General features: G+C 65.5%; 14 protein-coding genes, 1 tRNA gene and 2 pseudogenes. 14 read left to right on the top strand and 3 right to left on the bottom strand.

Annotated elements, in window-relative coordinates; genetic code table 11:
- Positions 1-1050, top strand: a 1050-nt coding sequence (gene tuf, locus MBELCI_RS15200) for an elongation factor Tu (protein WP_045320281.1), incomplete at its 5' end; no start/stop codon positions are given.
- 89 nt (positions 1051-1139) lie between these two features.
- On the opposite strand, the gene MBELCI_RS15195 is transcribed toward tuf, so the two are convergent.
- On the bottom strand, positions 1140-1829 hold the full coding sequence (locus tag MBELCI_RS15195; protein ID WP_021695136.1) for a lysophospholipid acyltransferase family protein: 690 nt from the start codon (positions 1827-1829) through the stop codon (positions 1140-1142).
- Positions 1830-1980: 151 nt separating this feature from the next.
- Here MBELCI_RS15195 and MBELCI_RS15190 point away from each other — a divergent pair.
- From MBELCI_RS15190 to rpoC, 10 genes and pseudogenes are all read left to right on the top strand, one after another.
- A tRNA-Trp gene (locus tag MBELCI_RS15190) sits at positions 1981-2056 on the top strand.
- 79 nt (positions 2057-2135) lie between these two features.
- Positions 2136-2336: a preprotein translocase subunit SecE gene (gene secE / locus MBELCI_RS15185; RefSeq protein WP_045320283.1), complete on the top strand. Its 201-nt coding sequence runs from the start codon at positions 2136-2138 to the stop codon at positions 2334-2336.
- 173 nt (positions 2337-2509) lie between these two features.
- Entirely contained in the window at positions 2510-3043 is a 534-nt protein-coding gene (gene nusG, locus MBELCI_RS15180; protein WP_017929995.1) for a transcription termination/antitermination protein NusG, read from the top strand.
- A gap of 70 nt (positions 3044-3113) precedes the next feature.
- The gene (locus MBELCI_RS15175; protein WP_021695133.1) at positions 3114-4352 is read left to right on the top strand and encodes a glycosyltransferase family 4 protein; all 1239 of its coding nucleotides are present in this window, start codon (positions 3114-3116) and stop codon (positions 4350-4352) included.
- A 193-nt stretch (positions 4353-4545) separates the two neighbouring features.
- Positions 4546-4998, top strand: coding sequence for a 50S ribosomal protein L11 (gene rplK, locus MBELCI_RS15170; protein WP_021695132.1), 453 nt, complete (start codon positions 4546-4548; stop codon positions 4996-4998).
- Positions 4999-5002: 4 nt separating this feature from the next.
- Positions 5003-5704, top strand: a complete 702-nt coding sequence (rplA, locus tag MBELCI_RS15165; protein ID WP_021695131.1) for a 50S ribosomal protein L1 — start codon at positions 5003-5005, stop codon at positions 5702-5704.
- A gap of 256 nt (positions 5705-5960) precedes the next feature.
- Positions 5961-6473 carry a 50S ribosomal protein L10 gene (gene rplJ, locus MBELCI_RS15160; protein WP_045320280.1) on the top strand — a complete coding sequence of 171 codons (513 nt, stop codon included), beginning with the start codon at positions 5961-5963 and terminating at the stop codon, positions 6471-6473.
- Between the two features lie 69 nt (positions 6474-6542).
- Positions 6543-6917, top strand: coding sequence for a 50S ribosomal protein L7/L12 (rplL, locus tag MBELCI_RS15155; protein WP_017930000.1), 375 nt, complete (start codon positions 6543-6545; stop codon positions 6915-6917).
- A 244-nt stretch (positions 6918-7161) separates the two neighbouring features.
- Positions 7162-11300, top strand: a pseudogene (gene rpoB / locus MBELCI_RS15150) (DNA-directed RNA polymerase subunit beta).
- Positions 11301-11373: 73 nt separating this feature from the next.
- The gene (rpoC, locus tag MBELCI_RS15145) at positions 11374-15615 is read left to right on the top strand and encodes a DNA-directed RNA polymerase subunit beta' (protein ID WP_021695128.1); all 4242 of its coding nucleotides are present in this window, start codon (positions 11374-11376) and stop codon (positions 15613-15615) included.
- Between the two features lie 182 nt (positions 15616-15797).
- Here the strand turns inward: rpoC and MBELCI_RS15140 are convergent, their stop codons facing one another.
- Both MBELCI_RS15140 and MBELCI_RS15135 read right to left on the bottom strand, forming a co-directional pair.
- Complete coding sequence (locus MBELCI_RS15140) at positions 15798-16796, bottom strand: glycosyltransferase family 2 protein (RefSeq protein ID WP_045320282.1); 999 nt, start codon at positions 16794-16796, stop codon at positions 15798-15800.
- Positions 16797-16870: 74 nt separating this feature from the next.
- Positions 16871-18007 carry a TauD/TfdA family dioxygenase gene (locus MBELCI_RS15135; protein ID WP_021695126.1) on the bottom strand — a complete coding sequence of 379 codons (1137 nt, stop codon included), beginning with the start codon at positions 18005-18007 and terminating at the stop codon, positions 16871-16873.
- Positions 18008-18492: 485 nt separating this feature from the next.
- On the opposite strand from MBELCI_RS15135, the gene rpsL reads away from it, so the two are divergent.
- The 3 genes and pseudogenes from rpsL to fusA all read left to right on the top strand — a co-directional run bounded on the left by rpsL (position 18493) and on the right by fusA (position 21490).
- Positions 18493-18864: a 30S ribosomal protein S12 gene (gene rpsL / locus MBELCI_RS15130; RefSeq protein ID WP_017930005.1), complete on the top strand. Its 372-nt coding sequence runs from the start codon at positions 18493-18495 to the stop codon at positions 18862-18864.
- Positions 18865-18878: 14 nt separating this feature from the next.
- Positions 18879-19349, top strand: coding sequence for a 30S ribosomal protein S7 (rpsG, locus tag MBELCI_RS15125; RefSeq protein WP_021695124.1), 471 nt, complete (start codon positions 18879-18881; stop codon positions 19347-19349).
- Between the two features lie 18 nt (positions 19350-19367).
- Positions 19368-21490: pseudogene (fusA, locus tag MBELCI_RS15120) on the top strand (elongation factor G).
- Positions 21491-21496: the final 6 nt, after the last annotated feature.

Genomic DNA, 21496 nt, shown 5'->3' with positions numbered 1-21496 from the left:
GACCAGATCGACGGCGCGCCCGAAGAGAAGGCCCGCGGCATCACCATCTCGACCGCGCACGTCGAGTACGAGACCGAGAGCCGTCACTACGCGCATGTCGATTGCCCCGGCCACGCCGACTACGTCAAGAACATGATCACCGGTGCCGCCCAGATGGACGGCGCGATCCTCGTGGTGAACGCCGCCGACGGCCCGATGCCGCAGACGCGCGAGCACATCCTGCTCGGCCGCCAGGTGGGCATCCCCTACATGGTCGTCTACATGAACAAGGTCGACCAGGTGGATGACGAGGAGCTCCTGGAGCTCGTCGAGATGGAAATCCGCGAGCTGCTGTCGTCCTACGACTACCCGGGCGACGACATCCCGATCATCAAGGGCTCGGCGCTCGCCGCCATGGAAGGCCGTGACGAGACGATCGGCGAGAACTCGATCCGCGAGCTGCTGAAGGCCGTGGACGAGTACATCCCGACCCCGGCCCGCGCCGTGGACCTGCCGTTCCTGATGCCGATCGAGGACGTGTTCTCGATCTCCGGCCGTGGCACGGTCGTGACCGGTCGCGTCGAGCGTGGCGTGATCAACGTCGGCGACGAGATCGAGATCGTCGGCATCCGCGACACCAAGAAGTCGACCTGCACCGGCGTCGAGATGTTCCGCAAGCTGCTCGACCGCGGTGAAGCGGGCGACAACGTCGGCATCCTGCTGCGCGGCATCGACCGCGAGGGCGTCGAGCGCGGCCAGGTGCTGTGCAAGCCCAAGTCGGTTCTGCCGCACACCAAGTTCGAGGCCGAGGCCTACATCCTCACCAAGGAAGAGGGCGGCCGCCACACCCCGTTCTTCGCGAACTACCGTCCGCAGTTCTACTTCCGCACCACCGACGTCACCGGCACGGTCGTCCTCCCCGAGGGCACCGAGATGGTGATGCCGGGCGACAACCTGAAGTTCAACGTCGAGCTGATCGCCCCCATCGCGATGGAAGACGGCCTGCGCTTCGCCATCCGTGAAGGCGGCCGCACCGTCGGCGCCGGCGTGGTGTCGAAAATCGTCGAGTAACGATGAAAACCCCGGGCGGCCTCGCCGTCCGGGTCCTTCGATGTGAAAGGGCCGCCCCCGGGGCGGCCCTTTTGCGTGAAGCGGGCGGCTCAGGGGCCGGGCGGCAGGCCGAGCAGGGCATCGGCCTCGGCGGTGGTCGCGTCGAGCCCGGCCTTCAGGGAAGCGCGCGCTGCCTCGCGGGCGGCCGCGTCCGCCCGGCGCGGCATCGTCTCCTCCCATGCGCGGAACACCACCGCGCCGCGCCCGCCCGGACGCGGCAGCAGCAGCTTGTCCCAGCTCTTCGCGCGCGACTGTTTCTCGGTGGAATAGGCATAGAAGAAAACCGGCGCACCGGTGATCCGTGCCCAGTCGAGCGGCGGGTCGTTGATCTCGCCCGCCGGGCCCAGAGGGCCGTCGGCGGTGATGCCGATGCTGGCACCCGCGCGCATCCGGTCCATCACCATCCGCGACATGGCGAGATTCGACAGCCGCGCCGACATGGCGACCGGCGTGAGGCCGCAGCGGCGATGCGTGTCGCCGGCGATTCGCGCGATGGGGGAGGTGTCGTGCAGGCTCGACAGATCGGCGGCGTCGCGCGGCCAGTGGAACGGCCCCAGCATCAGCCGCGAGTGACGCAGCACCAGCAGCACCGGCCCCCGGGCCAGCGCCGCACGCAGATCCTCCTCGCCCCGCACCTGCCAGTCGGTGCGGCGTTGGCACCGGGCCAGCCAGGCATGAGCCATGCCGCCGACGCCGCGGATCACGGCGGGGCTCTTGGCCAGTCTCTTGCCCAGTGACATGCGGCTCTCCTCCGGGGTGGGTCCGGTCGCGCGGGGCATCTTGCAAGCGACTGGCGCGAGGGCAAGGGCAGGGGGCGCGAGATTGCCCCTCGATTGCACTCCGGGAGCCCTTGATCCCGGCGTGGATTGCGACTAATCGGAGGGCGGTCCTAGGGGTATAGCTCAGTTGGTAGAGCATCGGTCTCCAAAACCGAGGGTCGTGGGTTCGAGTCCCCCTGCCCCTGCCAGGACCACCGCGGCGCGCCCGCTTGCAGATCGCGCGACGTCCCCGTATGTCCCGCATCGATCCCTCGAAAGGTGAAGATGATGGCCAGAACCAACCCCGTCCAGTTCGCGCAGCAGACCCGCGCCGAGATCGCCAAGGTGGTCTGGCCGACCCGTCGCGAAGTGCTGCTGACCACGGTGATGATCTTCATCCTCGCCGCCGTCGCGGCGCTGTTCTTCAGCCTCGTGGATCTCGGCATCCGCTCGGGGCTTCAGGCGGTGCTGGAGGGCCTCGCGGGCTGATCCGGACCCGTGGGGCTTGATCTGCGCCGCGCCGGGCGCTACTGACCGGCGGACTTGGGCAAACGGCGCGCGATGCGCGCCGCTTTGCCGTTTGAGCGGCCCCGCAACACGGGTCGGAGAAATTCAACGAGGCACCGGCGCTGCGCCGGTCGCGACGGAAGGTGTCGGGCAACATGGCGAAACGCTGGTATTCGGTTTCCGTGCTCTCGAACTTCGAGAAGAAGATCGCCGAGCAGATCAGGACCAAGGTCGCCGAGCAGCAGCTCGAAGACGTCATCGACGAAGTGCTGGTCCCCACGGAGGAAGTGATCGAGGTCCGCCGCGGCAAAAAGGTCTCGACCGAGCGCCGCTTCATGCCCGGCTACGTGCTCGTGCACATGGAGATGTCCGACAAGGGCTATCACCTCGTCACCTCGATCAACCGGGTCACCGGCTTTCTCGGCCCGCAAGGTCGGCCGATGCCGATGCGCGACGCCGAGGTCGAGGCGATCCTGGGCCGCGTCCAGGAGGGCGAGGAAAGCCCGCGCACCCTGATCCGCTTCGAGATCGGCGAGAAGGTCAAGGTCAAGGACGGCCCCTTCGAGGATTTCGACGGCATGGTCGAGGAGGTCGACGAAGACAACCAGCGCCTCAAGGTCACCGTTTCCATTTTCGGTCGTGCGACCCCGGTGGAGCTCGAATTCACTCAGGTGGCGAAACAGGGCTGAGCCGACGCTTGACCGGCCCTGCCGCTGCGGCCACGCTGCCGGGGCCCTGACGCGCCCCGGAGCCTGCCCCATGAAGATCGTCCTCGTTTCCTCGAATGCCAGCACCAACATGGGCGGCGAGGCGATCAAGGCGCACCAGTATTTCGGATACTTGCTGCGGCAGGGCTTCGACGCGGTGCTGGTGACACATGCGCGGGGCCGGGACGGGCTCCTGCGCGACTTTCCTGCCGAGCGGTTGGTCTTCGTCGAAGATGACGCGGCGCAGCGGATGCTGTGGCGCAGCCGGATCGGCGGACCGCTGGTCTCGACCTGCTTTCATCTGCTGGCGGCCCGGCTGATCCGCGCCCGTTTCGATCCCGCACAAACGCTCGTCCATTACCTGTGCCCCGTCTCGCCGGTGGAGCCGCGGTTTCCGCCGCAAGGTTTCGAGACCTTGATGGGCCCTTTCACCGGCAACATCCATTATCCTTCGGCCTTTGCCACCCGCGAGGCGCCGCGTCGCAGGCTCGGCGCGCGGCTGCACCGTTCGGCACAGCGGCTGCTGTCCATGGTGGCCCCCGACAAGCGCCGCGCCTCCCATGTGCTCGTCTCAGGCTATGACCGCACGCGGGAATCACTGGGCTGGGCCGGGGTGCCGCAGTCGCGGATGACGGATGTGGTCGATTCGGGCGTGGCAGAGGCCATCGCGGCGCGGCCGCGTGCGACGCATCAAGGCCGGATCGAGACCTTTGCCTGTTCGGGGCGGCAGGTCGATCACAAAGGCACGGATCTGGCGATCCGCGCCATCGCAGTGAGCCATGAAGGCGCGCGGCTCAATGTCTATGGCGATGGACCGTCACGGCCCGCCCTCGAAGCGCTGGTGCACGATCTGGGCGTCGGGGACCGAGTGCGATTCGCCGGATGGCTGCCGCATGGCGAGGTGCTCGACGGCATTGCCGCCGCGCGAGGTTACCTGTTTCCCTCACTGGCCGAAGCCAATGGCATCGTGATGCAGGAGGCGATGATGCTGGGGGTGCCGGTGCTGGCGCTGCGCTGGGGCGGTCCGGCGATGCTGGCCGATGACGGGTCGGCGATCTATATCGAGCCGTCGAGCGAGACGGCAGTGGTCGAGGCGCTGGCGGCGGGCATGGACCGGCTGATCCGCGAGCCGCATGTGGCCGAGGCGCTGTCGCGTCGAGCCCGCGCCATCGCCGAGGCTCGATTCGGCTGGGACGCGGTGGCGGCATCCTGGGCCGCGCATTATCCCAGCGCCGCGCATCCGACGCGGGCCGAGGCCCGGCTTGGGCCGAACGCCGCCTGCCGGGCTTGACGGCACCCCCCGAGGGGTCTATGCGACGACCTTCCATTGCGCCGGCCCGTGGGCCGGACCCTTGGTGGCGACCGGATCGGAGACGATTCGCGCTGCATGCGGGAGGCAAGAGGGGCGCGCCCCTCGATCCGCACCGCGCCAACCGATGGCCGCCCGGACGCGTCCGAGCGGTGTTGCGATAAGGAGAGGCCCGATGGCCAAGAAAGTGATGGGGCAGCTGAAGCTCCAGGTGAAGGCAGGCGAAGCCAACCCGTCCCCGCCGGTGGGCCCGGCGCTGGGTCAGCGCGGCATCAACATCATGGAGTTCTGCAAGGCCTTCAATGCGAAGACCGCGGATCTGGAAAAGGGCGCTCCGTGCCCGACCGTGATCACCTACTATCAGGACAAGTCCTTCACGATGGAGATCAAGTCGCCGCCGGCGTCGTTCTTCCTCAAGAAGGCGGCCGGTCTCAAGCCCGTCGGCAAGCGCAACCGCCCCAAGGGCGCCGTGCAGCCCGGCAAGGAGACCGCCGGCACCGTGACGCTCGCGCAGGTGCGCGAGATCGCCGAAGCGAAGATGAAGGACCTCAACGCCACGAGCGTCGAGGGTGCGATGCAGACCGTCCTTGGCTCCGCCAAGTCGATGGGTATCGAGGTGAAAGGCTAAGATCATGGCAAAACTCGGTAAACGCACCCGCGCCGCCCGCGAGGCATTCTCGGGCAAGGAGAACGTCCAGCTCTCCGAGGCCGTCTCGCTGATCAAGTCCAACGCCAACGCGAAGTTCGACGAGACCGTCGAGATCGCGATGAACCTCGGCGTCGATCCGCGCCACGCCGACCAGATGGTCCGTGGCTCGGTCACCCTGCCCAACGGCACCGGCAAGACCGTGCGCGTCGCCGTCTTCGCCCGTGGCGAGAAGGCGGAAGAGGCCAAGAAGGCCGGGGCCGACATCGTCGGTGCCGAGGACCTGATGGAGACCGTGCAGTCCGGCAAGATCGAGTTCGACCGTTGCATCGCGACGCCGGACATGATGCCGATCGTCGGCCGCCTCGGCAAGATCCTCGGCCCGCGCAACCTGATGCCGAACCCCAAGATCGGCACCGTCACCATGGACGTGACCGAAGCCGTGAACGCGGCCAAGGGCGGCCAGGTGCAGTTCCGTGTCGAAAAAGCGGGCGTGATCCATGCCGGCGTCGGCAAGGCCTCGTTCGACGAAGCCAAGCTCGAAGAGAACATCCGCGCCTTCGTGGATGCGGTCTCCAAAGCGAAGCCCGCAGGCGCCAAGGGCACCTACCTCAAGAAGGTGGCGCTGTCCTCGACCATGGGCCCCGGCGTCACCGTCGATCTGGCCTCGGCCACCGGCACGGCCTAAGAGATTTCCTCCCGACCTCGGTCGGGGGCGAATGGCGGGGCGTTCGCGCCCCGTCCTGTCCGAGACGGAGGGCAGGGGGGGAACCCCCGCTAAGGCCTTCCCGAGATGGGAAACGAGACTTTGGATTTCCGTTCGGAAGCGCGAGCTTTCCTTCGGGCGATCATGGCCTCGGGACCCTGAAGCGGACCCGAACGGCCCCCGGACCATCAGGGGGTCACACAGAGCCGGGGGGAAACCCCCAAACTTGGAGTAAACCGTGGATAGAGCCCAGAAAGAGAAAGTGGTCGAGGAACTCGGTCAGATCTTTGAAAGCTCTGGCGTCGTGGTGGTTGCCCACTACGAAGGCATGACGGTTGCCCAGATGCAGGACCTGCGCGCGAAAATGCGTGAAGCGGGCGGGTCCGTGCGTGTTGCCAAGAACAAGCTCGCCAAGATCGCCCTTGAGGGAAAGCCCTGCGCAAGCATCGCCAACCACCTCACGGGCATGACCGTTCTCTCCTATTCCGAAGACCCCGTGGCAGCTGCCAAGGTGGTCGACGCCTATGCGAAGACCAACGACAAGCTGGTCATCCTCGGCGGTGCGATGGGAGATTCGGCTCTGGACGTCGCCGGTGTGAAAGCCGTGGCCCAGATGCCGTCGCGTGAGGAGCTCATCGCTTCGATCGTCGGCTGCATCGGTGCCCCGGCCAGCAACATCGCCGGTGCCATTGGCGCGCCCGCAAGCAACATCGCAAGCATTCTCTCGACCATCGAAGAGAAGGCTGCCTAAGGCATCCCGTACCCCTCGGGGGCTTGAAAGCCCTCGCGTTGGAACACAATTGAACGAACGGAAGATAAAATGGCTGATCTGAAGAAACTCGCCGAAGAGATCGTTGGTCTGACCCTCCTCGAGGCGCAGGAACTGAAAACCATCCTCAAGGACGAGTATGGCATCGAGCCCGCCGCCGGCGGCGCCGTGATGATGGCTGGCCCGGCAGGCGATGCTGGCGCTGCCGAAGAAGAGAAGACCGAGTTCGACGTCGTCCTGAAGGATGCCGGCGCTCAGAAGATCAACGTGATCAAAGAAGTCCGCGGCATCACCGGCCTCGGCCTGAAAGAAGCCAAGGACCTCGTCGAGGCCGGCGGCAAGGTCAAGGAAGGCGCTCCGAAGGCAGAAGCCGAAGAGATCAAGGCGAAGCTGGAAGCAGCTGGCGCCAAGGTCGAGCTGGCCTGATTTCGGCGGGCGCGCCACGCGCGCCACGCCCCATGCATTGGCTGGATCCGCGGTTTCGCGGGTCCAGCCGAACCCGTCTTGGAAGGGGGCCGCGTGCGGCCCCCGTCTCGGGCAGGTTCCCATGGTCGGGAGGTCTTCGGTGGGACGAAGGCCGTGAATTGACCGGAACTCCCCTCTCGCAAGGACCCCGTGGCCTTCCCCGCCGGCCCGGTGATCCGCAGAGACCTGAAAGGTGACGACACCCATGGCTCAGTCATTCCTCGGCCAGAAGCGTTTGCGCAAATATTACGGCAAGATCCGCGAAGTGCTGGAGATGCCGAACCTCATCGAGGTGCAGAAATCCTCCTACGACCTGTTCCTGAAATCGGGTGACCAGCCCACGCCGACCGACGGCGAAGGCATCAAGGGCGTGTTCCAGTCGGTCTTCCCGATCAAGGACTTCAACGAGACGGCGACGCTCGAATTCGTGAAATACGAGCTTGAGAAGCCGAAATATGACGTCGAGGAATGCCAAGCCCGCGACATGACCTACAGCGCGCCGCTCAAGGTGACGCTGCGCCTGATCGTGTTTGATGTCGATGAGGACACTGGCGCCAAATCCGTCAAGGACATCAAGGAGCAGGACGTCTTCATGGGCGACATGCCCCTGATGACCCAGAACGGCACCTTCATCGTCAACGGGACCGAGCGGGTGATCGTGTCCCAGATGCACCGTTCGCCGGGCGTGTTCTTCGACCATGACAAAGGCAAGACCCACTCCTCGGGCAAGCTTCTCTTCGCCTGCCGGATCATCCCCTATCGTGGCTCCTGGCTCGATTTCGAATTCGACGCCAAGGATCTCGTCTTCGCGCGGATCGACCGTCGCCGGAAGTTGCCCGTCACCACGCTCCTCTACGCCCTTGGTCTCGACCAGGAGCGGATCATGGACGCCTATTACAACACGGTCGATTACAGCTTCGACAAGAAGGCACAGGCCTGGGTCACGAAGTTCTTCCCCGAGCGGGTGCGCGGCACCCGTCCGAGCTATGACCTCGTGGACGCCGCCACCGGCGAAGTGATCGCCAAGGCCGGTGAGAAGGTGACCCCGCGTGCCGTCAAGCAGCTGATCGACGAGGGCAAGGTCACCGACCTTCTCGTGCCGTTCAACAACATCCTCGGCAAGTTCGTCGCGCGCGACATCATCGACGAGGACACCGGCGCGATCTATGTCGAGGCCGGCGACGAGCTGACCATCGAGACCGACAAGAACGGCGAAGTCACCGGCGGCTCCCTCAAGGAGCTGATGGATGCGGGCTTTACCGAGATCCCGGTGCTCGACATCGACAACGTCAATGTCGGTCCCTACATCCGCAACACGGTCGCCGCCGACAACAAGGCGTGGAACCGTGAAACGGCGCTCATGGAAATCTACAAGGTCATGCGCCCCGGCGAGCCGCCGACCGTCGATGCCGCCTCGGCGCTGTTCGACACGCTGTTCTTCGACAGCGAACGTTACGACCTGTCGGCCGTGGGCCGCGTGAAGATGAACATGCGCCTCAACCTCGACGCCGAGGACACGCAGCGCACGCTGCGCCATGAGGACATCATCGCCTGCATCAAGGCGCTGGTGGAGTTGCGCGACGGCAAGGGTGAGATCGACGACATCGACCACCTCGGCAACCGCCGGGTGCGTTCGGTCGGCGAGCTGATGGAGAACCAGTACCGCGTCGGCCTCTTGCGCATGGAGCGCGCGATCAAAGAGCGGATGTCCTCGGTCGAGATCGACACGGTGATGCCGCAGGACCTGATCAACGCCAAGCCCGCCGCAGCCGCGGTGCGCGAATTCTTCGGCTCGTCGCAGCTGTCGCAGTTCATGGACCAGACCAACCCGCTGTCGGAAGTGACGCACAAGCGTCGTCTCTCGGCGCTCGGGCCGGGCGGTCTGACGCGCGAGCGCGCCGGCTTCGAGGTGCGCGACGTGCACCCGACGCATTATGGCCGGATGTGCCCGATCGAGACGCCGGAAGGCCCGAACATCGGTCTGATCAACTCGCTCGCCACCTTCGCGCGGGTGAACAAGTACGGCTTCATCGAGACCCCCTACCGCAAGGTGGTGGACGGGCAGGTGACCGACGAGGTGAACTACCTCTCGGCCACCGAGGAAATGCGTCACACCGTGGCGCAGGCCAACGCCTCCCTCGACGAGAACGGCAAGTTCACCAATGACCTCGTGAACACCCGCCAGTCGGGCGACTACATGCTGGCGCCCTCGGAAAGCGTCGATCTGATCGACGTCTCTCCGAAGCAGCTCGTCTCGGTCGCGGCCTCGCTGATCCCGTTCCTCGAGAACGACGACGCCAACCGCGCGCTGATGGGCTCGAACATGCAGCGTCAGGCCGTGCCGCTCCTGCAGGCCGAGGCGCCGCTCGTCGGCACCGGCATCGAGGAGGTCGTGGCCCGCGATTCCGGCGCCGCGATCATGGCGCGCCGTGGCGGCATCATCGACCAGGTCGATGCGACCCGGATCGTGATCCGCGCCACCGAGGATCTCGAGCTCGGCGATGCCGGGGTAGACATCTACCGGATGCGCAAGTTCCAGCGCTCGAACCAGAACACTTGCATCAACCAGCGTCCGCTGGTGAAGGTGGGTGACCGGGTCCAGAAGGGCGAGGTCGTCGCCGACGGCCCCTCGACCGACATGGGCGAGCTGGCGCTCGGCAAGAACGTGGTCGTCGCGTTCATGCCGTGGAACGGCTACAACTACGAGGACTCGATCCTGATCTCCGAGCGCATCGTGCGCGACGACGTCTTCACCTCGATCCACATCGAGGAATTCGAGGTCGCGGCCCGCGACACCAAGCTCGGGCCGGAAGAGATCACCCGCGACATCCCCAACGTCGGCGAGGAGGCCCTGCGCAACCTCGACGAGGCGGGCATCGTCTATATCGGCGCCGAAGTGGGGCCGGGCGACATCCTCGTGGGCAAGATCACTCCGAAGGGCGAGTCTCCGATGACCCCCGAGGAGAAGCTGCTTCGCGCCATCTTCGGCGAGAAGGCCTCGGACGTGCGCGACACCTCGCTGCGGCTGCCCCCGGGCGACTACGGCACCATCGTCGAGGTCCGGGTGTTCAACCGCCATGGCGTTGAGAAGGACGAGCGCGCGCTGCAGATCGAGCGCGAGGAAGTCGATCGTCTGGCGCGTGACCGCGACGACGAGCTGGCGATCCTTGATCGCAACATCTATGCGCGTCTCAAGGACCTGATCACCGGCAAGACCGCCGTGAAGGGCCCGCGCGGCGTCAAGGCCGGCGCGATCATCGACGACGAACTGCTGGGCACGCTGTCGCGCGGCCAGTGGTGGCAGCTCGCCTTCGAGGACGAGGACGACGCCACCATCGTCGAGGCGCTCAACGAGCAGTACGAAATCCAGAAGCGCACGCTCGACGCGCGGTTCGAGGACAAGGTCGAGAAGGTGCGTCGCGGCGACGACCTGCCGCCGGGCGTGATGAAGATGGTCAAGGTCTTCGTCGCGGTGAAGCGTAAGCTTCAGCCGGGCGACAAGATGGCCGGCCGTCACGGCAACAAGGGCGTCATCTCCCGCGTTGTGCCGATGGAGGACATGCCGTTCCTCGCCGATGGTACGCCGGTCGACTTCTGCCTCAACCCGCTGGGCGTGCCGTCGCGCATGAACGTCGGTCAGATCCTCGAGACCCACATGGGCTGGGCCGCGCGCGCCTCGGCATTCAGGTCGACGAGGCGCTGCAGGAGTATCGTCGCTCGGGTGATCTAACCCCGGTGCGCGAGGCGCTGCGCATCGCCTATGGCGACGATGTCTACGAAGAGGGCATCGAAGGCATGGACGAGGACCGCGTCACCGAGATCGCGGCCAATGTGCAGCGCGGCGTTCCGATCGCCACCCCGGTGTTCGACGGCGCCAAGGAGAACGACGTCAACGACTCGCTGCGTCGCGCGGGCTTCGACACTTCGGGCCAGTCGGACCTGTTCGACGGCCGCACCGGCGAGAAGTTCTCGCGTAAGGTGACGGTGGGCGTGAAGTACCTCCTGAAGCTGCACCACCTCGTGGACGACAAGATCCACGCGCGTTCGACCGGGCCGTACAGCCTCGTCACCCAGCAGCCGCTGGGCGGCAAGGCGCAGTTCGGCGGCCAGCGCTTCGGCGAGATGGAGGTCTGGGCGCTGGAAGCCTACGGCGCCGCCTACACGCTGCAGGAAATGCTGACCGTGAAGTCGGACGACGTGGCGGGCCGGACCAAGGTCTACGAGAGCATCGTCAAGGGCGAGGACAACTTCGAGGCCGGCGTGCCGGAATCGTTCAACGTCCTCGTGAAGGAAGTCCGGGGCCTCGGCCTCAACATGGAACTCCTGGACGCGGAGGACGAGTAACGACGTCCCGCCGCGCGCCCCCAACGGGGTGCGCGGCACGCCGTCGCCCTCTGCCTAGATTCAAGGATTTGAAATGAACCAGGAACTCACGAACAACCCGTTCAATCCGCTGACCCCGGCCAAGACCTTCGACGAGATCAAGGTGAGCCTCGCGTCCCCGGAAAGGATCCTCTCGTGGTCCTTCGGCGAGATCAAGAAGCCCGAAACCATCAACTACCGCACGTTCAAGCCCGAGCGTGACGGCCTGTTCTGCGCGCGCATCTTCGGTCCGATCAAGGACTACGAATGCCTGTGCGGCAAGTACAAGCGCATGAAGTATCGCGGCGTCGTCTGCGAGAAATGCGGCGTCGAGGTGACCCTGCAGAAAGTCCGCCGCGAGCGCATGGGCCATATCGAACTGGCCGCGCCCGTCGCCCACATCTGGTTCCTGAAGTCGCTTCCCTCGCGGATCGGCCTCATGCTGGACATGACGCTCCGCGATCTCGAGCGTATTCTCTACTTCGAGAACTACGTTGTCATCGAGCCGGGTCTCACCGACCTCACCTACGGCCAGCTGATGAGCGAGGAGCAGTTTCTCGACGCGCAGGACCAGTACGGCGCCGACGCGTTCTCGGCCAATATCGGCGCCGAGGCGATCCGCGAGATGCTGGCCCAGATCGACCTCGAGGGCGAGGCCGAGCAGCTGCGTGCCGACCTCAAGGAGGCGACCGGCGAGCTCAAGCCCAAGAAGATCATCAAGCGTCTGAAGATCGTCGAGAGCTTCATCGAGAGCGGCAACCGTCCCGAGTGGATGGTCCTGACCGTGATCCCGGTGATCCCGCCCGAGCTGCGCCCGCTGGTGCCGCTCGACGGCGGTCGCTTCGCGACCTCGGACCTCAACGACCTGTATCGCCGGGTGATCAACCGCAACAACCGTCTCAAGCGGCTCATCGAGCTGCGCGCGCCCGACATCATCGTGCGCAACGAGAAGCGGATGCTGCAGGAATCGGTCGACGCCCTGTTCGACAACGGCCGCCGCGGCCGCGTCATCACCGGCGCCAACAAGCGCCCGCTGAAGTCGCTGTCGGACATGCTCAAGGGCAAGCAGGGCCGTTTCCGCCAGAACCTTTTGGGCAAGCGGGTCGACTTCTCGGGCCGTTCGGTCATCGTGACCGGCCCCGAGCTCAAGCTGCACCAGTGCGGCCTGCCCAAGAAGATGGCGCTCGAGCTGTTCAAGCCGTTCATCTACTCGCGGCTGGAGGCCAAGGGCCTTTCCTCGACCGTGAAGCAGGCCAAGAAGCTGGTCGAGAAGGAGCGTCCCGAGGTCTGGGACATCCTCGACGAGGTGATCCGCGAGCATCCCGTGATGCTCAACCGCGCCCCGACGCTGCACCGCCTCGGCATTCAGGCCTTCGAGCCGATCCTGATCGAAGGCAAGGCGATCCAGCTGCACCCGCTCGTCTGTTCGGCCTTCAACGCCGACTTCGACGGCGACCAGATGGCCGTTCACGTGCCGCTTTCGCTCGAGGCCCAGCTCGAAGCGCGCGTGCTGATGATGTCGACCAACAACGTGCTGTCGCCTGCCAACGGCGCGCCGATCATCGTGCCGTCGCAGGACATGGTTCTCGGCCTCTACTACACGACCATCATGCGCGAAGGCATGAAGGGCGAGGGCATGTCGTTCAACTCGATCGACGAGGTCGAGCACGCGCTCAACGCCGGTGAAGTGCACATGCACGCCAAGATCATCGCGCGGATCAAGCAGATCGACGACGAGGGCAACGAGGTCGTCAAGCGGTTCGAGACCACCCCGGGCCGCCTGCGCCTGGGCGGTTTGCTGCCGCTCAACGCCAAGGCGCCGTTCGAGCTTCTGAACCGTCTGCTGCGCAAGAAGGAGGTCCAGCAGGTCATCGACACCGTCTACCGTTATTGCGGTCAGAAGGAGTCGGTCATCTTCTGCGACCAGATCATGTCCGTGGGCTTCAAGGAGGCCTTCAAGGCGGGCATCTCCTTCGGCAAGGACGACATGGTCATCCCCGACACCAAGTGGACGCTGGTCGACGAGACCCGCGACCAGGTCAAGGATTTCGAGCAGCAGTACATGGACGGCCTGATCACTCAGGGCGAGAAGTACAACAAGGTCGTGGACGCCTGGTCGAAGTGCAACGACAAGGTCACCGAAGCGATGATGACCACGATCTCGGCCAACAAGCGCGACGAGAACGGCGCCGAGGCCGAGCCCAACTCGGTCTACATGATGGCCCATTCGGGTGCGCGTGGCTCGGTCACCCAGATGAAGCAGCTGGGCGGGATGCGCGGCCTGATGGCCAAGCCCTCGGGTGAGATCATCGAGACGCCGATCATCTCGAACTTCAAAGAAGGCCTGACCGTGCTCGAGTACTTCAACTCGACCCACGGCGCGCGGAAGGGTCTGTCCGATACGGCTCTGAAGACCGCGAACTCGGGCTACCTGACGCGTCGCCTCGTCGACGTGGCGCAGGACTGCATCGTGCGCGAGCACGACTGCGGCACCGAGCGGGCGATCACCGCGGAAGCGGCGGTCAATGACGGCGAGGTGGTCTCGCCGCTGTCCGAGCGCGTTCTGGGCCGGGTCTCGGCTGACGACGTGCTGCGTCCGGGCACCGACGAGGTGCTGGTGGCGGCGGGAGAGCTCATCGACGAGCGTCGCGCCGACATCATCGAGCAGGCGGCGGTGCAGAAGATGCGCATCCGCAGCCCGCTCACCTGCGAGGCCGAGGACGGCGTCTGTGCGGCGTGCTACGGGCGTGACCTCGCGCGCGGCACCATGGTGAACCAGGGCGAGGCCGTGGGCATCATCGCGGCACAGTCGATCGGCGAGCCGGGTACCCAGCTGACGATGCGGACCTTCCACATCGGCGGCGTGGCCCAAGGTGGCCAGCAGTCGTTCCTTGAGGCGAGCCAGTCGGGCAAGGTCGAGTTCCGCAACGCCAACCTTCTCGAAAACGCGGCAGGCGACCAGATCGTCATGGGCCGCAACATGGTCATCGCGATCATGGGCGAGGACGGCGAGGAGCGCGCGAGCCACAAGATCGGCTACGGCACCAAGGTCTTCCTCAAGGAAGGCGCGGATGTCACGCGCGGCGAAAAGATGTTCGAGTGGGACCCCTACACCCTGCCGATCATCGCCGAGAAGGCCGGTATGGTCCGCTTCGTCGACCTGGTGAACGGCATCGCCGTGCGCGAGGACACCGACGACGCGACCGGCATGACCCAGCGGATCGTCACGGATTGGCGTTCGGTGCCCAAGGGCAACGAGCTCAAGCCCGAGATCATCGTGGTGGGCGAGGATGGCGAACCGGTCCGCACCGACAGCGGCAACCCGGTAACCTATCCGATGTCGGTGGACGCGATCCTGTCGGTCGAGGACGGCCAGCAGATCCAGGCCGGCGACGTCGTGGCGCGGATCCCGCGCGAGGGCGCCAAGACCAAGGACATCACCGGGGGTCTTCCCCGCGTGGCGGAACTGTTCGAGGCCCGTCGTCCCAAGGATCACGCGATCATCGCGGAAATCGATGGCTATGTGCGCTTTGGCAAGGACTACAAGAACAAGCGCCGCATCGCGATCGAGCCCACCGAAGAGGGCCGCGACAAGGTCGAGTACATGGTGCCCAAGGGCAAGCATATCCCGGTGCAGGAAGGCGACTTCGTGCAGAAGGGTGACTACATCATGGACGGCAACCCCGCGCCGCATGACATCCTCGCCATCATGGGCGTCGAGGCCCTTGCCGATTACATGATCGACGAGGTTCAGGACGTCTATCGACTGCAGGGCGTGAAGATCAACGACAAGCACATCGAGGTGATCGTTCGCCAGATGCTGCAGAAGATCGAGATCTCTGACTCGGGCGAGAGCACGCTTCTCAAGGGCGAGCATGTCGACAAGGCGGAGTTCGACGAGGCCAACGAGAAGGCCATCTCCAAGGGCGGGCGTCCCGCGCAGGGCAGCCCCGTGTTGCTCGGCATCACCAAGGCGTCGCTGCAGACCCGCAGCTTCATCTCGGCGGCGTCGTTCCAGGAAACCACCCGCGTGCTTACCGAGGCTTCGGTTCAGGGCAAGCGCGACAAGCTGGTGGGCCTCAAGGAGAACGTCATCGTCGGCCGCCTGATCCCGGCGGGCACCGGTGGCGCCACCACCCGCGTGCGCAAGGTCGCCCACGACCGCGACCACTCGGTGATCGAGCAGAAGCGCGAGGCGGCCGAGCAGGCCGCGGCGCTGGCCGCTCCGGCCGAGGCGCCGATGTCGGACGATCAGTTCGACACGATCGCCGCGCGCGACGAGGACAGCCGCGACTGATCCGTCGCGCTTCGCTGTGAAATCCTGAAAGGGGCCCCCGGATGACCGGGGGCCCCTTCTCCGTTCGGGGCGGACGCAATGGCGTTCGTCCGATGTCGGCCATCGTATGGAGTTGGACGATCACATTCCCCGACAGCCGGACCTGTGGTCGAGGGGCGACCACCCTCGACACCTCTTGGGTCTCAGCGCGCGGCTTCGGCGGCTTCGATTTCGGCGTGCCAGCGCGGATCGTCCTGCGGATCGCGCCCTCCATGTGCGCAGAGCCGCGCCACCAGATCGGCGCAGCACAGGTGATGCAGCCGCGCTGCGCCAGGCAGGGCCATCGCTTCGGCATGTACCCGGTCGAAGGCCTCGGCATGGGCCAGTGCCGCGAGGTCGCGCTGCCCGTTGCGGTCGCGCGTCTCGAAGAATTTCTGGGTGTAGCGATCCTTGGCGGCTGTGGCCGAGAGTGTGCCGCGCTTGGCGTCGAACTGCTCGACCGAGCGCAGCACGTAATGGTTCATTTGCGCATAGCGGTGGGTGATCTGCGAGACATCGGTGAAACGCACCGGATGCGGGCCGGTCAGCAGCTCCTCGATGATCCGGCCTTCGCTGTCGACGATGCGGTTGTGACCGCGATCCCATGCGCCGTCGAACTCCCAAGGCATGTGGTCCGACCAGCGCCCGAACCGCCGCGGCGTACGGAACAGGGTTTTGACCATCACGTTGGCGGGGCGCTCGGAGGCGCCGCGCCTGCGGAACTGGCGATGCACGAGGCCCGGCTGGTAACGGGTCCAGCCGCCGGTGCCGAAACATTGCCAATGGAAGGCGACGCCGAGAAAGTCGCGCCCCAGATCGTCGATATAGGAGGTGATGCCCCCGTCGCCCCGGTGCAGCACGAGGAACTCGTCGACGTCGCAGATCAGCAACCAGTCGGCCTGCCCTGTGGCGGGGTGGCGCTGCGCGTGGCGATGCGCGGACTGCTTGGGCGGTGTGCCCGCCGGGGGGCGGTGTTCGAACCATTGCAGCCAGCCCGACTTGGCAAAGGTCTCGAGCAGGGCGGCGGAGCGGTCGGTGCAATCGTTGATCCCGATGAGGATCTCGAACCCCATCATCCGGTACCACGAGATCCATTCGACCAGAAACGCGCCTTCGTTGCGCATGCCGGCAAAGACGAGAAAGCGTTCGGAGCGGTCGGCCATGGGGCGGATGATGCACGGATGGCCGCCGCCGTCCATCCCGGGCGGAAGGGCACGCGCGGCGCCCTTCCAAAGTCTCAGGCGGCCTCGGCCCGATCGGCGGCGCGCGCCAGCACCCGCATCCTGCTGTCGAACTCGCCTCGGTCCACGTAGCAGCCGCGCAGGTGGCGAAATCCCGTGGACGGATCGAAGGCGGCGCGGCCATGCAGAACCCGGCGATTGTCGAACACCACCATCTCCCCGGCCTTGAGCTTGAGCGTCACGAGATAGGCGGAATCGCGGGTCATCTGCATCAGTCGACGATAGGCAGCGTAGTAGTCGGGCATGATCGCCGGATCGATGTCGAGGATGTCGGCGAGATGCGCGTTGAAGCAGATCTCATCGACCCGGCCATCCAATCCGCGCCGGATCACCGTCTTGCGCGCCCGGATGTCGGTTTCGGCATCGTGGAAGCGGAACGGGATGTCGACGCTGGCCAGAAGTTCGAACGCTGTTGGGTCCGCGCGAGCGAGATCCTCGGCCACGGCGACGCCGTCGCAGAAGACCGAGCCGCCGCCCTCGGCTTCGTTGGCGAGGCAATGCAGGAACTGCCAGCCCGGCGGCAGTTCCTGATTGGTAAGGTCGGTGTGCAGCGGCAGGGCGTCGGAGGTGTAGGCGAGGTTGTTCGGATCGGGCTTCGAGACGACCTCGAAGGTCCGCCCGAAATTGGTCTCGCGCAGGAAGCCGATGCGGCGCGCGACCGCGCAGCCTGCCTCGACGTCGTCATCGAGCCCTTCGATGATCGACAGGCCATAGGCCTTGCCGCGGCACAGCCAATCCGCCAGCGCCGCGTCGTCCTGCAGCACCTCGGCGGCGCGAGCGCGCGGCACGCCGCCCGCGCCCAGTTCGCCGCGCCACGCTACGGTTTCGACCCCGGCCGGGTCGGGACGCGGCGCGCCGGGGCGATTCTCGCGCAGCCAGCAAAGGTCGAACCGGCTTGCCGCGTCATCGCCCGGCCAGTCGACCACGAGGATCGCGCCCTCGACCCGCACCGCCCGTGGCGCGAGGTCGAGCGGCACCGAGGTCAGGTCGAAGACCCGTTCGCCGGTGCGCGGGTGAAACCCGGCGGGATCCGTGTCGCGCAGCCAGATATAGGGAAAGGCGTGGCTTTCGCCATCGGCCCAATCGAGCCGAAGTTGCCGCGTCTCGAGGCGCAGGCATGCCATATCGGTCATGGTGATGTCTCCGTGATGTCAGGAAAATCGGGGAAAGGGGCGCGACCTCACCGGGCGGTGGCCACCAGTCATAGGCCTTCGCGTGCGGATGGCCCGGGCGTCTTCCCAGAACGACACTCATCTGCGGCGCGGCCTTTCCCTCGGTCCTGCGAAACGGTAACTGGGCCATGCCTATCACGGCGCGAGGGGGATGTCAGTCCGCCTGCCGGCCAGGGTGGTTCCCCGTGCAGTTGACACCCTGTGCGACTCCCCCTATACGCCACCACTTGGGCAGGGGGCAGTCCGCTTTCCGCCCTGATATCAGAGCTGAAGTGGTCACGATCCGGGCCTGGTGCCCCGATCCTCTGGAGACCCACCGCATCGTGTCCGGAAGAGGGGCGCGTTCGCGGGTTTTTGTGCTTTACGGACGCGTGAAGTGCGAGGAATCGAAATCGGCGGGCCGTCCGGTCCGTGACACAAGTGCAGGAAACGGGGAAAGACGCCCAATGCCAACGATCCAGCAGCTGATCCGCAAACCGCGGCAGCCGAAAGTCACCAAGTCCAAGTCGCAGCACCTCGAGTCCTGCCCGCAAAAGCGTGGCGTGTGTACCCGGGTGTATACCACGACCCCGAAGAAGCCGAACTCGGCCATGCGGAAAGTCGCCAAGGTGCGTCTGACCAACGGCTTCGAAGTCATCAGCTACATTCCGGGCGAAAGCCACAACCTTCAGGAGCACTCGGTGGTCCTGATCCGTGGCGGCCGGGTAAAAGACCTTCCGGGCGTCCGCTACCACATCCTCCGCGGCGTGCTTGACACCCAAGGGGTCAAGAACCGCAAGCAGCGCCGCTCGAAGTACGGCGCGAAGCGTCCGAAGTAAGGAGAGAGAGCGCCATGTCGCGTCGTCACGCCGCCGAGAAACGTGAGATTCTGCCCGATGCCAAGTTCGGCGACCGGGTCGTCACGAAGTTCATGAACAACCTGATGATCGACGGCAAGAAAGCCGTTGCCGAACGGATCGTCTACAACGCCTTCGAGCGGGTCGAGACCCGCCTGAAGAAAGAGCCGGTGGAAGTGTTCCACGAGGCGCTCGACAACATCAAGCCGTCGGTCGAGGTGCGTTCGCGCCGCGTCGGTGGTGCGACCTACCAGGTCCCCGTCGAGGTCCGCCCCGAGCGCCGCGAAGCGCTGGCGATCCGTTGGCTCATCGATGCCAGCGCCAAGCGCAACGAGAACACCATGGAAGAGCGCCTGGCCGGCGAGCTGCTCGACGCAGTGAACGGCCGTGGCACCGCGGTGAAGAAGCGCGAAGACACGCACAAGATGGCCGACGCCAACAAGGCGTTCAGCCACTACCGCTGGTAAGCGGGAAGGAGTCCAGACATGGCACGCGACTATCAGCTGCAGCGCTATCGCAACTTCGGCATCATGGCCCACATCGATGCCGGCAAGACCACCACGACCGAGCGGATCCTCTTCTACACCGGCAAGTCCCACAAGATCGGCGAAGTCCATGACGGCGCCGCGACCATGGACTGGATGGAGCAGGAGCAGGAGCGGGGGATCACGATCACTTCCGCCGCCACCACCACCTTCTGGCAGCGTCAGGAAGACCCGACCGCCGAGGGCACTTCGGACACGAAGTACCGCTTCAACATCATCGACACTCCCGGCCACGTGGACTTCACCATCGAAGTCGAGCGTTCGCTGGCGGTGCTCGACGGTGCGATCTGCCTTCTCGACGCCAACGCCGGTGTCGAGCCGCAGACCGAGACCGTCTGGCGTCAGGCCGACCGCTACAAGGTCCCGCGGATCGTGTTCGTCAACAAGATGGACAAGATCGGCGCAGACTTCTTCAACTGCGTGAAGATGATCAAGGACCGCACCGGGGCGACCCCGGTTCCGATCGCCCTGCCGATCGGTGCCGAGGACAACCTCGAGGGCATCATCGACCTGATCAAGATGGAAGAGTGGGTCTGGAAGGGTGAAGATCTGGCGCGTCCTGGGTCCGTCAGCCGATCCGTGCCGAGCTTCAGGACGTCGCCGACGAATGGCGCGCCACGCTGATCGAGAACGCCGTCGAGCAGGACGATGCTGCGATGGAAGACTATCTCGAAGGCAAGGAGCCCGACGAGCCGACCCTGCGCAGCCTGATCCGCAAGGGCACGCTGTCGCTGTCCTTCGTGCCGGTGGCCGCTGGCTCCGCGTTCAAGAACAAGGGCGTGCAGCCCCTGCTGAACGCCGTCATCGACTTCCTGCCCTCGCCGCTCGACGTGCCCGCCTATATGGGCTTCTCGCCGGACGACGAGACCGAAGAGCGCAACATCGCGCGTCATGCCGATGATAGCGAACCCTTCTCGGGCCTCGCCTTCAAGATCATGAACGACCCCTTCGTCGGCTCGTTGACCTTCACCCGCGTCTATTCGGGCGTGGTGAAGAAGGGCGACACCATGATGAACTCGACCAAGGGCAAGCGCGAGCGCGTCGGTCGGATGATGATGATGCACGCCATCAACCGCGAAGAGATCGAAGAAGCGTTCGCGGGCGACATCATCGCGCTCGCCGGCCTCAAGGAAACGACCACTGGCGACACCCTGTGTGATCCCCAGAAGCAGGTCGTTCTCGAGACCATGACCTTCCCCGATCCGGTCATCGAGATCGCCGTCGAGCCCAAGACCAAGGCCGACCAGGAGAAGATGTCCGCCGGTCTGCAGCGGCTCGCCGCCGAGGATCCGTCCTTCCGCGTCGAAACCGACCTCGAGTCGGGCCAGACGATCATGAAGGGCATGGGCGAACTTCACCTCGACATCCTGGTCGACCGCCTCAAGCGGGAGTTCAAGGTCGAAGCGAACATCGGCGCGCCGCAGGTAGCCTACCGCGAGACCATCGGTCACGCCGTGGAGCATACCTACACCCACAAGAAGCAGTCGGGTGGTTCGGGCCAGTTCGCCGAGGTGAAGCTCAACATCCTGCCGACCGAGCCGGGCGAAGGCTACTCCTTCGACAGCAAGATCGTCGGCGGCGCGGTGCCCAAGGAATACGTTCCGGGCGTCGAAAAGGGCATCAAGTCGGTGATGGACTCCGGTCCGCTGGCAGGCTTCCCGGTGATCGACTTCAAGGTTGAACTGCTGGACGGCAAGTTCCACGACGTCGACTCATCGGTTCTCGCCTTCGAGATCGCCTCGCGCATGTGCATGCGTGAAGGCCTCCGCAAGGCCGGCGCCAAGCTGCTCGAGCCGATGATGAAGGTCGAGGTGCTGACGCCCGAGGAGTACACCGGTGGTGTCATCGGCGACCTGACCTCGCGTCGGGGGCAGGTGCAGGGTCAGGACACGCGCGGCAACGCCAACGTGATCACCGCCTTCGTGCCGCTGGCCAACATGTTCGGCTACATCAACACGCTGCGGTCCATGACCTCCGGTCGCGCCCAGTTCTCGATGCAGTTCGACCATTACGAGCCGGTGCCGCAGAACATCTCGGACGAGATCCAGAAGAAATACGCGTGACGGTCG

The sequence above is a fragment of the Limimaricola cinnabarinus LL-001 genome (genome assembly GCF_000466965.1).
GTDB classification, from domain to species: Bacteria; Pseudomonadota; Alphaproteobacteria; order Rhodobacterales; family Rhodobacteraceae; genus Limimaricola; species Limimaricola cinnabarinus.
Note: the sequence above shows the minus strand (reverse complement) of the source record. Positions and strands in the feature narration are given on the sequence as shown.

Coding starts and splice junctions, on each gene's coding strand:
- secE (WP_045320283.1), top strand. CDS start 2,136: ATGGCCAGAACCAACCCCGTCCAGTTCGCGCAGCAGACCCGCGCCGAG.
- MBELCI_RS15135 (WP_021695126.1), bottom strand. CDS start 18,007: ATGACCGATATGGCATGCCTGCGCCTCGAGACGCGGCAACTTCGGCTC.
- rplL (WP_017930000.1), top strand. CDS start 6,543: ATGGCTGATCTGAAGAAACTCGCCGAAGAGATCGTTGGTCTGACCCTC.
- rplK (WP_021695132.1), top strand. CDS start 4,546: ATGGCCAAGAAAGTGATGGGGCAGCTGAAGCTCCAGGTGAAGGCAGGC.
- nusG (WP_017929995.1), top strand. CDS start 2,510: ATGGCGAAACGCTGGTATTCGGTTTCCGTGCTCTCGAACTTCGAGAAG.
- rpsL (WP_017930005.1), top strand. CDS start 18,493: ATGCCAACGATCCAGCAGCTGATCCGCAAACCGCGGCAGCCGAAAGTC.
- MBELCI_RS15195 (WP_021695136.1), bottom strand. CDS start 1,829: ATGTCACTGGGCAAGAGACTGGCCAAGAGCCCCGCCGTGATCCGCGGC.
- rplA (WP_021695131.1), top strand. CDS start 5,003: ATGGCAAAACTCGGTAAACGCACCCGCGCCGCCCGCGAGGCATTCTCG.
- rpoC (WP_021695128.1), top strand. CDS start 11,374: ATGAACCAGGAACTCACGAACAACCCGTTCAATCCGCTGACCCCGGCC.
- rpsG (WP_021695124.1), top strand. CDS start 18,879: ATGTCGCGTCGTCACGCCGCCGAGAAACGTGAGATTCTGCCCGATGCC.
- MBELCI_RS15140 (WP_045320282.1), bottom strand. CDS start 16,796: ATGGCCGACCGCTCCGAACGCTTTCTCGTCTTTGCCGGCATGCGCAAC.
- MBELCI_RS15175 (WP_021695133.1), top strand. CDS start 3,114: ATGAAGATCGTCCTCGTTTCCTCGAATGCCAGCACCAACATGGGCGGC.